Annotated in this window: 11 protein-coding genes; all 11 read right to left on the bottom strand. The window is 54.8% G+C overall.

The genetic code is table 11. The features are described 5' to 3' along the window. Positions 1-188: 188 nt before the first annotated feature. A complete protein-coding gene (locus tag QME66_11085; protein ID MDI6809508.1) occupies positions 189-428 on the bottom strand; it encodes a hypothetical protein in 240 nt (79 codons plus the stop codon). A gap of 77 nt (positions 429-505) precedes the next feature. Further along, complete coding sequence (locus tag QME66_11080; GenBank protein MDI6809507.1) at positions 506-1,330, bottom strand: protein-glutamate O-methyltransferase CheR; 825 nt, start codon at positions 1,328-1,330, stop codon at positions 506-508. Next, entirely contained in the window at positions 1,308-1,814 is a 507-nt protein-coding gene (locus tag QME66_11075) for a methylated-DNA--[protein]-cysteine S-methyltransferase (protein MDI6809506.1), read from the bottom strand. Before QME66_11075 ends, QME66_11080 begins: the two co-directional genes overlap by 23 nt. A 200-nt stretch (positions 1,815-2,014) precedes the next feature. Then, positions 2,015-5,440, bottom strand: coding sequence for a type I restriction endonuclease subunit R (locus QME66_11070; GenBank protein ID MDI6809505.1), 3,426 nt, complete (start codon positions 5,438-5,440; stop codon positions 2,015-2,017). Positions 5,441-5,446: 6 nt separating this feature from the next. Next, a complete protein-coding gene (locus tag QME66_11065; protein ID MDI6809504.1) occupies positions 5,447-6,328 on the bottom strand; it encodes a nucleotidyl transferase AbiEii/AbiGii toxin family protein in 882 nt (293 codons plus the stop codon). Then, a complete protein-coding gene (locus QME66_11060; GenBank protein MDI6809503.1) occupies positions 6,315-7,118 on the bottom strand; it encodes a DUF6088 family protein in 804 nt (267 codons plus the stop codon). The genes QME66_11065 and QME66_11060 overlap by 14 nt, the downstream gene beginning before the upstream one ends. A gap of 58 nt (positions 7,119-7,176) precedes the next feature. Then, positions 7,177-7,407: a hypothetical protein gene (locus tag QME66_11055; protein ID MDI6809502.1), complete on the bottom strand. Its 231-nt coding sequence runs from the start codon at positions 7,405-7,407 to the stop codon at positions 7,177-7,179. A gap of 8 nt (positions 7,408-7,415) precedes the next feature. Beyond that, positions 7,416-9,071, bottom strand: coding sequence for a hypothetical protein (locus QME66_11050; protein ID MDI6809501.1), 1,656 nt, complete (start codon positions 9,069-9,071; stop codon positions 7,416-7,418). A 2-nt stretch (positions 9,072-9,073) separates the two neighbouring features. Next, on the bottom strand, positions 9,074-10,216 hold the full coding sequence (locus QME66_11045; GenBank protein ID MDI6809500.1) for a restriction endonuclease subunit S: 1,143 nt from the start codon (positions 10,214-10,216) through the stop codon (positions 9,074-9,076). Positions 10,217-10,271: 55 nt separating this feature from the next. Further along, the gene (locus QME66_11040) at positions 10,272-11,294 is read right to left on the bottom strand and encodes a PDDEXK nuclease domain-containing protein (protein MDI6809499.1); all 1,023 of its coding nucleotides are present in this window, start codon (positions 11,292-11,294) and stop codon (positions 10,272-10,274) included. Between the two features lie 137 nt (positions 11,295-11,431). Beyond that, the coding region (locus QME66_11035; protein ID MDI6809498.1) for an SAM-dependent DNA methyltransferase at positions 11,432-12,155 on the bottom strand (724 nt) is incomplete at its 5' end.

Genomic DNA, 12,155 nt, shown 5'->3' with positions numbered 1-12,155 from the left:
GATTCCTGCTTCCCTGCCTACCGCAGGCAGGGAAGCAGGAATGACGACTATCGACCACTGAATGAAAATGTCATTCCCGTGAAAACGGGAATCCAAATGGATTTATCTTTTAAAATAGTCTCAAGAATCGCTCAATTTAGGTATTATAAACCAACGATTTGATGGCCGAACCCTGATCGCTATTGCCATCACCCTTCTCTTCTGGGCCTCTGCATTTGCTGGAATTGTCTCTTAATCCCTGGGGGCAGGCGTTCGTAATAAGGCTTTGATTTGATATGAAACCGAAAAGCGTTGGAAAGTTCTGATTCAGACATTACTATCCCTCCATCCAGGCGAAATCCAATTCCATCAATCCCTTCAATTCCTTTCACCTTTCCCTTCCCAATCTTCTCTAAAATAACTGAAAAACGGCTCTTTCCTTTCCCCATAACGGTACAACCGATAAAAGGGCTTCCCCCCTCCGGATCGCAGCTGTAAATGAGATGCCGGGACATCGTTAAATTAATTAAAGAACTTGATTCGGGTTAAACTTCTGATAAATTTTCTCGGCCAGGAATAGAGGCATGAACAGGGTCGGGTAAACAAGAGGCAAAAATTCATCCTTTCCGATCACCAGATAGCCTTCTTCTTTTAAACTGAAGGCAACCTTTTTTAAAACATCGATCTGGGTCTCTTTTGAGAAGTAGGTAAAGGCTAAATTGCGGCAGAAAACCATATCCATCCCTGAAAAGGGTTCCTCCTCAAGAATATTGTGTTTTCTAAATTCCACGCTCTCCCGGATGGCCCAGTCGAGAAAATAATAATGATCCTCATACTTGAAATAATCACTCAAGATTTCTCCAGGAACCTCCTTCACACTACTTTTTTTGTATCTCCCCTCTTCGGCCCTGTGAATGAGATTCTCATTAACCTCCGTAGCTAAAATGGCAAGATGGACTCCGGGATAAACACCTTCAAACCTCCTTTTCCATAACAGAGAGAGGCTGTAAGGTTCTTCGCCGCTGGCACAGCCAATCGACCAGATCTTCAAAACCTTTTTGTCTCTATTTTTCAACACAGTGGGGATGACAGAATTTCCAATAGCTTGAAAAACTTCCCGGTCTCTGAAAAACCTTGAGATGGTGACGGTGAGGGTTTTTAAAAGATGATTTTGTTCTGCAGGATCTGCCTTAATTCTTAATAGATATTCCTCAAGGTTGGAGAGGCCGATCTGGGCTATTCTTCGTTCGATCTTCCTTTTGACACCTCTCCTTTTGAAGGGACGCCACTGAAGGCCAAAAAGGGACGCCGTCTCTTTGAGGAATTCGTCAAAGTCCATGAGCCTTTTCAAAGTCCAACAACATTCTCTTCACCTTAACTCCGTGGCCAAAACCACCCAGTCCACCGTTGCTTTCAATCACTCTGTGACAGGGAATGATTAATGGAGTGGGGTTATTCCCGTTTGCATTTCCAACAGCTCGGAAAGCTTTGGGATGGCCGATAAAGCTGGCAATCTCTTTATAGGATCGTGTCTGGCCATAAGGGATCTTGGTTAGGGCTGACCAGACCTTTTTCTGGAACATCGTCCCTTTCAAATCCAACTGGCAATGAAAACCCCGGCGCTCTCCCTTCAGGTATTTTTTTAATTGAGCAAGACCCTTTTTATTCTTCTGATCATTTTTAACGACCTCTCCGGGAAATTGCTTTTTCAATAGCTTCAAGAAATCCTTCTCTGACTTGAGATAGTCGACCATACAAACACCCCTCTCTGTCGAGGCGACGAAAACCTTTTTCAGCCATGTTGAATTAAACGAAGAATAGTAAATCTTTTCCATTTTCAACCTCCTAATTTTGAAAAAAAATAAACTCTAAGCGGCTCAATTGAACTCGTCGAAATCTCCTGCCAAAGCCTTGGCACCAAAATGATTCAGGGGTAAGTTTTTTAAACAACCCAACTACATTCCCGTCAAGTCTCTGCCAATTATGTCGTTGCTAATACCTTATCACCGAATGACCGATGCCCACTGGTTGTTTGTTACGCCGCCAGCAAATAATGCCCGCTTGCGCTCCGCTGCCATACATATTCATACACCCGATTCGCGACTTCTTCGGTCTCCTCATCGCTGAACAATGGCCGCGGCAGTGCCTCCCAGAGATTGTCAAGGATGAAGACCTTGACCTCGGCTTGGGTGGCAGTGTTCTGCGTCCAGTCGTGCATTGGCTGGAGCAGCTCTCGCAGGGACGCAAGGAATGCCTTGCTTGCTTGCTTCAACCGCTCCCGATCGGCCTTGCTGATCTTCTCCTTGAAGAGGAGGTCGAACAGGGCCAGTTCGTCGTCGCTGAGCCCCTCTTCGGCAGCACGCCGTTGCTCGGCATCAAGACTGTTGGCCAGATCGACCAGCTTTGCGAAGGTCTCTTCGACTGTTACGCGATCTTTCTCGCGGTTGTAGTCCGCGATGATCTCCTGGTACTTCTTGTAGTAGTCCATCCGCATAGGGTTGCATCCGAGCATTTGCGCCAGCTTTTTCTCGACGACTTCTCGGATGTCCTGCAGGGCGGTATGTTTGCGCCGCACCTTTTTGGCAAACTCGTCTCGTAGCTTCGCGAAGTCAATCTGGCTCAAGTCCACCTTCAGCCCCTCGGCGTGGTCTTCGCCGGGCGCCCGCGCCCGAATTGCTTCGTTGACGATCCTGTGCTGTTCCTTGAGCACCTCGGTGACATCCGCAGTGTCGCGCTTTTCCTCAAGCTTCTTGTAGGTGGCCTCGATGTTGTCGTGGCGCTCCGCGTAGGCGAAAGCGCTCGGCTCCATGAGCAGCGCCTTGAAGCGGACGAACACCTGCCGCGCCATGATCTCGAAGCGGCGCTTCGCCTCGTCCGAAGTGTAAAGCACGTCCACAGCATCCCGTAGCGCTTCGATCCGCATAAACCCGGTCGCACCGCGGAGCCGGTCCGGATCGAACCCTAAAACCCGGAGGTGCTTTTCCGCCGCCTCGATGGCCTGAATCAGGGCCACCACCAGTTCCTCGATGGGGGCCACGATGTTGCCATCTCCCCCTCCTTCTTCCTCATCTCCAAGAGCGTATTGCGCCAGCGCCTCCCGCAGGCTCTTGAGCATGCCGTTGTAGTCAACGATGACCCCGCAGTCCTTGCCCGGATAGACACGGTTGGGACGCGCAATGGCCTGCATCAGGCTGTGGGCCTTCATCGGTTTGTCGATGTAGAGTGTCGCCAGACACTCCACGTCGAAGCCGGTCAGCCACATGGCACACACGATGGCGATGCGGAAAGGATGCTGCGGGTCTTTGAAGGCGTCTTCCACGTCAACTCGCTTCCCGTCTGGCGTCTGGAAACCGGTCTTCATCACCACGCGGTGAGGGATGATATCGACGCCCCAGCGCTGAAAATCGCGGACTTCGTTCTGGGCTTCGCTGATGATGATCTCGATGATGGTGCTTTCCATCCACTCCGCCTGCCCACACAGGAATTCGAGCTCCTTGCCGAGACGCTCTTGCGCGTCCGGATCGGCGGTACCGGCCAACTCCGCTTCCTTCACCAGGATGAGCGCTTTCACTTGGGCGAGCTTGGACTGCCAGCGCGGCTCAATGCGCTGGAACATCCGGCCGCAAGTAATCTTGTCAATACACACGAGCATAGACTTCCCGGTCTGCCAGCGGGTGGAGCAGTGCTCAACGAAGTCATCAGCCAGATTGTCGAGACGATCGTCGGCAGTAATGACCTCGTAGTCCTTCCCGAGAAGGCTTTCCAGCAGGGCAGTTTGATCGGGGTCGAGGTCGGCCTTCTCGACCGCCTCGGCGATCCGGTCGTTCAGGTCGAGACGGGCGATCCCCAGTTTCTCGCCCCGGTTTTCGTAGATCAGCTTAACGGTGGACTGGTCTTCCTCAGAGCGCTTAAAGTCGTATCGTGAAATGTAGTCGCCGAAGATGCGCCGCGTCAGTTCGTCATGTTTAAAGAGCGGCGTCCCGGTGAACCCGATGAACGCCGCATTGGGCAGCGCGAGACGCATGTTCCGCGCGAACTTGCCCGCCTGGGTCCGGTGCGCCTCGTCCGAGATCACGATGATGTCGTCGCGCTCGCTGTAAGGCTCTGCGACCGGCTGATTGAACTTGTGGATGAGGCTGAAGACGAAGCGATGATTCCCGCGCAGGATAAACTGAAGCTCCTTGCCCGAACCGGCCCGCGGGGTCTTCTCGTCCGTGACGCCACAACCGATAAACGTGCGCCAGATCTGGTCATCCAGATCATCCCGGTCGGTCATTAACAGGAAGGTGAAGTTACCAGGGACAACCCGGCGCACCTTCTCGGCGAAAAACGCCATCGAGTAAGACTTGCCGCTGCCCTGCGTGTGCCAGAAAACCCCAAGCCGGCCCAGATCGGGATGCGCCCGCTTTACCAGGAGCAACTGATAGTTCCCGGCGCGGTCCGAAGGGACTGGTGCGCCGTAGACGGAGTCCCGTTCCGGGCCATCGGCAGCCAGGAGCAGCTCCGGTGTTGGCACGTATTCGATCAGTCGCTCTCCCGGTGGAAACTGCCCTTTCAGTTCCTCTTGACGCAGCACAGAGGCGACCGCGTTGTTCACGCCGAGCACCTGATGGTTGCGGGCCACGATCTTGCGCGTTCCCCCGGCCCGGCTGTCGTCAAACAGGATGAAGTTCTCGATGAAATCGAGCAGCCGCTCCTTGGCAAGCATGCCGTCCAGCAGCGCCTCGGCATCGACACGTCCCTTGTCCTTCTCCGAGTTGCGCTTCCACTCGACGAAGTGCTCCCACTTGCTCGTGATCGAGCCGTAGCGGGCCTGGTCGCCGTTGCTCACCACGAGCAAGGCGTTGTGGTGGAAGGCCTGAGCGATGCTGTGCTCACCCAGGTAATCGGTGAGGTTGTTGTCGAAGGCGGCGCGGATATTCCGATAGACTGCCTTCAACTCGATGAAGACCAGGGGCAGGCCGTTTACAAAACAGACAAGGTCCGCCCGCCGGTTGTAATGAGGCACCCGCACGCCCTGGATCTTCAGTTCCCGCACGGCGAGGAAGCTATTGTTTAGCTTGCCGTCCGGACCCGTGCCGTTACTGAAGTCTATCACACGCGCCAGCGCGTGCCTCGTTTCACCCTTAGCATCGCGCCACTCGACCGGCACACCGCCCCGGATGAAGCCGTAGTACTCCCGGTTGTGCTGCAAGAGCGAACGAGCAAAGTCGATGCGCGTCAGCTTTTCGATGGCCTGCTCCCGCGCCGATACAGGCAGGTCCCGGTTGAGCCGCTCCAGCGCCGCCCGCAGATCCCGCACCAGCACCACATCCCGCTCTGATGAGCGTCCCAATGTGCCCTGCGACCCGAACGTCTCCGTATTGTAGGCGTAGACGTTTTCCCACCCGAGCACTTTCTCCAAATGCTCGGCAAAGGTTCTCTGGACTAGGCGGTCTTCGCTATTGATGTCGGTAATCATGGCTGTTCACCGGACCATAGCCGCCACAGCGGCCACGATCTTGAAGGCGCGATCGAGATTGAATTCCGCGAAATCTTTATCGCGCAATACGGGTTTCAAACGAGACTCAAGTTGTTGGCGAAGGGCTCTCAGGCGCTCTCCAGAAACATCAACCGGGTCATTTCCGGGGACGTCCAGCTTATGGCGGATCAACTGGATAAAAGCGGGGTCCTGGGGATGAAAATCCAGCCTGCGTATGGCGTAGTCGATGTCAAAAAAGTCCCGGATGGCCGCCTCGCGCCGCGATAAGGCGGCGCGAAACTTCTCGGCCAGGGCTTCTGTCTTCGAAATGCTCCTCACGGAAACCGGAAGCACGAGCGGCTTGCCGGACACCGGGTTAAGCATGATCGTTCGCGCGGGACTGTTCACCACGGGCATCAACAAAGGTTCTCGAAGGCCAACTTCGATCTTGATGGTCTCCTCCTGCCGACGGATCAGTGAAGAATACCCGACAACCGCAATGTACTGGGTGGAGTTGTTTGCCCCCTGCAGCGGATCGACGAGGCGAAATCCGGGAAGCCGTTCCGGCAACAGCGCCACAGCTTTCTTCACCCCGGCCGCCAGCTTGCTTCGCTGAGAACGGGTCGAGTTTACTGGCACGGGGATGACAAAGTCCAGATCCTCGCTGAGCCGGTAGAAATCCGCATGCACCTTGGCCAGGCACGTTCCGCCCTTAAATACCAACCCGTCGCTTGCCTCCGAGAGGTATTCGAGCAGCACTGTGCAGGAGTAATCCTTCTCAACAAGTCGTGGCGCGAACGTTGTCACCCGCGAGGTAAACCTCACCGCCGACCGAAAGTAATCAGGGTCTTCCCGCAGGCGTACAACTTGAAGGTCAGGCTTGCTCATTCAACACCACGCCCCAGCGGCGGTTGACGATTCCCCGCTTGGGTTGCGTGGGAATCCACGGAATTAGGGCACTCGTAGGCCTCAGCACCCGCTCCAGCTTTCGCAGCAGCGTTTCCGACACGTTTTCACGTTCCAGCAATGCTCCCAACCGGCGGATCGTGCCTATATCACCGTAGCGCAACGTGGATTTTACCAACGCCGCCGCACCCACCCGTCCGACCTTCAACTCCTGGCGAATCCACCCGTAGCTGCGCGGGATGCCGTTAAATCGCGACCAGTCATATACCGCGTCCACCAGCGACCGCGTCCGCGATGAGTACACCGCTTTCTCCCCCTCCGCCACCGGGACCTCCTCGGTGTCGCCCAGCCTTGCATCGGCCACCTTGATCAAGGTCATGTCCACGGCCCCCACCCGGCGGTCACCCGAAAGTTGGTCATTGTAGGCATAGACCCGATTGGGAATCTGGTCGTCGAACCCGTAAAAGCTGAAAGCACTCGGGCCACAAATCTGGTAGCGTCCCTTCCTATCGTCCATCAGCGCATTCAACGCCTCCTCCTCGGTCGGCGTCCATGCCCCGCCCAGGGGCAGGCGCAACGGTACAAGATACAGGCCCTGCCGAACCCGCGCGATCAGCCCACCGCGCGCCAGGCGGCTCAACAGTTTCCGCTCCTGATCCGGCGAGAGGCGCAGCACCGAAGCCGCCAGATCACCGGTCCGCACCATCCGCATCTGTCGCATCTGGACATATGCAAAGAATTGCGTTTCTATCCTTCCAAGCTTCTCTTTCATGGTGGTATTCTATTATGGGGATAATACTTTGTCAAGGCATTTGCAAGAAATACAATACTCAACGCCCTTCGTACGAGAAGGATGGCAAGGACGTGCATCCATCACGGCTCGCACGAATAGTTTTGCCCAACACCACATGCCGCTCGGACGCCCGTCCCAGCATCCCCTGCGGGCCGAACGTCTCGTTGTTGTAGGCGTAGACGCTTTCCCATCCAAGCACCTTTTCGAGATGCTCGGCGAAGGTTCGTTGGACCAAGCGGTCTTCGCTGTTGATGTCGGTGATGGCCATAGCTTCTTCTATTCGTCTCCTTTTGACAGGAGGTTAGCCTGCAAATATCTTATGAACCCTACCGCCGAAGTCAGAATTACCGCAAAGACACGTTGTTGTCCCTCGTCCGCAATCTGAAGGTCTGCGATAAGCTTGTCGTAGTTGCTTCCTTTACGGTGAGCTGCTGATTTCGAACGAAGATCCTGGAGAACTCGGAGGAAATTTATATGCGGCTCGAAATCCATAAATCCCCGTTCCGAAAAAAACTTCTCCAGTTTTGTTATTCCCTTGTCGTCGCTACTCAAAGTAGACAACCCTTTGGTTATCTCTTTTTCATTGAGTGAATCAACAAGTACCTTGGTGAGAGCGAGTAACTGAGAATCGAACTCGGCCTGAGCGTCCTTTGAGAGTAAGTGCAATCCAGTGAAGAAATGCTGATCATCCGGATGGAGAGGCAAGAAGAAGTCCCACCCTTTCGTTTCTCGAAAGTCGTGGTTGAATCGCTTGTATAGCTGCTTGAATACCAGATCCGGTCGAACCGGATCAGTAAACTCAGCCATGAATGCGCGCTTGAAGTTCGTCTTGCTGATCTTTCGCCCTTCAGGCGGGATGTTGAAACTGAGCCAGTAGTTCCTCTCGCTCTCCAAAAGATCACTGCCGAGGTCTCCCAGCCATACCACAACATAATCGGCATGGTCGTTGTCCATGCGGAGTCCCCATAACCCACCACACCGAAGATAGCCGTCTTCGACCGAATACTTGCCGGGATCGGTGTAATACTTTGACAAAACCTCTGATCGAAAAAATACAGGAGTCAAGTAATTCGGCGCACCTGGATTCGCTCCGAAGTTGTTGGCCAACCGTTCTGGGTCGCACGTGTGCCGAATAGCCTTTCCCGTCGAGTCTGTCCCGATAACGAATTCCTGGAAGTGTTCTTTATCGGATTCTTCATCAGATGGCATCGGATCTGGCAGGAGATATTTCTTCCCGCCGATGACTAAACCCCAAGTTTCAAACTTCTTCCCGAGCGAGAAATCTGCGGGTACAACAGCTAACGGAAACCGGTAATGGTCTCCCACTTCTTGAGTCCTGGTTTCGGATAATCCGAGTTCCGCCAGCGTGTAGCGGCTGTACCGGAAGCTTTCAACATAGATGGCAAGGGCCATCTGTTTAACTGCGCAGAACTTCTTGAGGAGATCGGTCCGAATCTCCATGAAACTATCTCCAAAGCGTGCTGCATCTGATTCGTCACCGTTTCTGTCAATGTGAATGAAGCGTTTGCGCGTCGGGTCTAGATAGAGGTTGTGGTAGAGGCGGATTTCCTGCGTCAATTCGAGGAAGTCTGGGCGCATGCCATGAAATGATCTCCATATCACGATCGGCTCAATGCCCTCTTCGTTACCGAACGGACAATATCGGTGGGTCTCTCCATCTTCCAGATAGTACGTCCATATCCCAGGGCCGCCATCTGCCGGTCCGATATCCCATCCATTTGACCGTTTAAGAAGCTGCGGAATCGAGTCCGGTGGGACAAACGCCGCGAACCATCGAATACGTTGCTCCTCCGTCTTCAAGGATTTGAAGGCGGGAAACCATGGTGCCGGGATGTCCGGTGAGGTCATAAATGCTCGAATGTCCTGATGCTGGAGCCACTCGATGTGCTTTTGTTTTTCATCAGCGCTCATTGTCATACCGGAATCTCCCCGTTCATCAGGCGTGGCAGCAGCAGGTCGCGCGCCGCGCGAAGCCGTTGGTTTTGAAGCTGCAACACCTCCCCCTGGTCAAACAACGGTTCGATGCATCCGTTGAAATCATGCTGGAGATGCCGTGGCGGGACGAAAATCTCCGCGGCGGCGAGAACTCGTGCATTGGCATTGGGTTGAGCTGCGCCGCCGATGCATGATTGGACGTAGCCTTTGTAGGCATCTGATTCGACGAACACTCCTACAAGCATATTGCTCACTTCGGGCTTAAGCCGCAATCGCACCAGGTACGATGCGAACACAGCTTCAGGATGTCGCTTGTGAAGCCGCTTCGCGTATCCAACTGTCGCACCCGTGCGGGCGATGACGATGTCGCCTTCGACCAAGCGGAACTTGGCCAGACGATCTTCTTCTATTGGACAGTAGGGCACTGAGGTCCAATCAATGACCTTGGGTACAATATCCGTTATTCGTAAAAACTTTGGTCCGATCTCGTCTTGTTGTGCGCTGGCAGTATAACCATAGTCGATCGACTCACAGAGTTCGGAGAGCGGCACCCTCTCCCATCCCTCCGGGACACCGTTGGTGATGCGGGTGTGCTCGTGGCCGGGGAAGCGAAGCCGGACGAACCACTCGCGGTAGAGCTGCCGCGCCCCCACTTCCAGCAACGCCATCCGCCGCCGATTGTTCTCGATCAGGTCATCGTAATTTCTTAGCGTTTCAGCGATGCGATGCTGGGCCTTGAGGGCCGGAATAGTTATCTGCTGCTCTTTCAGAAACTTGAAGTGCCGCGCATAGAAGTAATTCGATAGGTCAACATTTCTTATCGCGTAGAAGAAGTAAGTTGGGTCAAGTTCTAGCGTATTCGGATACAAGAGCTGCGTACCATCTGCTCCGCTCGCGAAAGGAAAGTCCACATATTTAACCACTCGCGTGTGGTCACCGAAGACAGTTATAGGAAGCGGGGTCTCATGCCTAGCCTCGGGGTTATCAGTGTAGCCCACAACCAGGGTTCCGGTTGACTGATCAACGATCGGTGTTTCTCCTACAGGTGTGTACTCACTCTGAAGCACCCTCTGTTTGCGAGAGAACTTCAGCAAAAGATCACCAATACGCTCACGTCTCATATTCCAAGCTCCTTCAATTCCTCTTGAATCTTCCCTGCAATATCCGCCGCTTCATTCATTCCTGTCGCCCTTTCCCCGTCAATTCGGCCTCGATTTCCTCCACGGTCGGTAGGCTTCCTTTATATTCGTCCGGAAGTTTCTTGACGATCTTGGTTTCCCACTCGGCAACACCGATTGGTTTCTTGAAATTGCGAAGGGCGTACTCCACAACCAGTTTGTTTTTCGAACGACACAGGAGAAGCCCGATCGACGGCTTGTCGTCGATATGCCGCAGCAGGTCGTCCACCGCCGAGAGATACATGTTCATAGTGCCGACAAAACCCGGATCGAAAGGGACGGCCTTGAGCTCCACCACGACGTAACATCGGAGTTTCAGGTGATAAAAGAGGAGATCGAGGTAGTAATCGTGGTTCACAAATTCGAGGTGGACCTGCCGCCCGACGAACGCGAAGCCTGCGCCAAGTTCGAGCAGGAATCGTTGGATGTGATCAATGAGGGCCTGTTCAACTTCCCGCTCGCGGCGTGGATCCGCAGTGCCGAGAAAGTCGAACAGGTAGGGGTCCTTAAAAACCTGGGCGGCCATATCCGATTCGGCGGGTGGCAGCGTTGCCTCGAAGTTTGTGATCGCCTTGCCCTGGCGTTCGTGGAGGCAGGCTTCTATCTGGAGTTTAAGTATGTTGTGGGACCAGCCATGCATGGCACTTTGCCGCGCATACCAGAGGCGTTCCTCCGCACTTCCACACTTCTCCAACAGAGCGATATGGTGATACCAGGGTATTTGTGCAAGAACCTCTTGCACAATTGCCCCTTCCGGCCAGGCCGTCGCAAAGGCCCGCATATACTTCAGGTTGCGGGGGGACAGGCCGCGCATATCAGGGAAGGCCTCACGAAGATCCCCCGAAAGACGGTCAATAACCCTGGCACCCCAGCCTTCGCGCTCCTGCCGTTCGAGGATGAGCCCGCCGATGTCCCAGTAGAGCATGACCATGGCCGAATTGGCGGCCATGACCGTTCGTAGGCGTTCCTCCTGAATGCGATGCTTGATTTCACCAAGGGCAGCGGCGTAACCGGCGGGCATTTCGGAAGGCAGTGGGGCCACGGGGAACGAGGTGTCGTCGCGTTTCCGGCCTCGCGTTCGCCGGTCCGGAGTACCAGCGGTTGATGCTACAACAATTTCCGCAGTTTTCGCCAAAGGCTTCTTCTGGACCGGCCTCTTCATATCCCCAGCTCCTCGAATTTCTCCTGAATCTTCGCCGCCAGCACCGCTGCTTCCTTGTTGAGGTCGGCCAGCTCGGTGTGGATGTCGCGGATTGTTTGCTCGAAATCGAAATCCTCATCCTCCTCCGGCGGGGCCACGCCAACATAACGACCGGGCGTGAGGCTCCAGTCGGCTGTTTCGATCTCCTTGCGGTCCACGAGCTTGACCAGCCCGGGCACGGCCTGCAGCTCGGCCTTGGGAAAGCGATCCTGCAGCCACGCCACCTGCCGATGGAAATAAGCGGCGTGCTTGAGTTGCTCCACCGCGGTCTTGCGCTCTTCGTCAAGCTGCTTCACGAGGCGGCGAGCCGCACGCGGTTCGAAATCCGCTTCACCCTCACCCCAGCCCTCTCCCAGAAAGAGAGGGAGATTAATTGCCAGGTCTGTCATGCGGGCGGTAAGCTTGTAGAGCAGGTCCACCTGCTTGATCAGGCCGCGGATCGCCTCGGCAATGGGGTCGAAGGCCTTTCGCGCGGCGCGCTGTGCGGTGTTTTCGCCGGGCAACACTTTGGCGTACTTTGGGCCGAAGGCGCGCAGATTCGCGAGGAGCTTCTCCCGGTCGGTCTCGTACAGCGTGACCGCCTCTCGCAGCTCGATTGCGGCAGCTGCGAGCGGCTGCTTCTTCTCTAAGTCGAGTTCAGCGTGCTTTGCCACTGCATCCGCGAGACAGTCGAAGCACCGG

The organism is Candidatus Eisenbacteria bacterium (assembly GCA_030017955.1).
GTDB lineage: Bacteria > Eisenbacteria > RBG-16-71-46 > JASEGR01 > JASEGR01 > JASEGR01.
Note: the sequence above shows the minus strand (reverse complement) of the source record. Positions and strands in the feature narration are given on the sequence as shown.

Coding starts and splice junctions, on each gene's coding strand:
- QME66_11055 (MDI6809502.1), bottom strand. CDS start 7,407: ATGGCCATCACCGACATCAACAGCGAAGACCGCTTGGTCCAACGAACC.
- QME66_11050 (MDI6809501.1), bottom strand. CDS start 9,071: ATGAGCGCTGATGAAAAACAAAAGCACATCGAGTGGCTCCAGCATCAG.
- QME66_11070 (MDI6809505.1), bottom strand. CDS start 5,440: ATGATTACCGACATCAATAGCGAAGACCGCCTAGTCCAGAGAACCTTT.
- QME66_11060 (MDI6809503.1), bottom strand. CDS start 7,118: ATGAAAGAGAAGCTTGGAAGGATAGAAACGCAATTCTTTGCATATGTC.
- QME66_11065 (MDI6809504.1), bottom strand. CDS start 6,328: ATGAGCAAGCCTGACCTTCAAGTTGTACGCCTGCGGGAAGACCCTGAT.
- QME66_11045 (MDI6809500.1), bottom strand. CDS start 10,216: ATGAGACGTGAGCGTATTGGTGATCTTTTGCTGAAGTTCTCTCGCAAA.
- QME66_11085 (MDI6809508.1), bottom strand. CDS start 428: ATGGGGAAAGGAAAGAGCCGTTTTTCAGTTATTTTAGAGAAGATTGGG.
- QME66_11075 (MDI6809506.1), bottom strand. CDS start 1,814: ATGGAAAAGATTTACTATTCTTCGTTTAATTCAACATGGCTGAAAAAG.
- QME66_11040 (MDI6809499.1), bottom strand. CDS start 11,294: ATGCCCGCCGGTTACGCCGCTGCCCTTGGTGAAATCAAGCATCGCATT.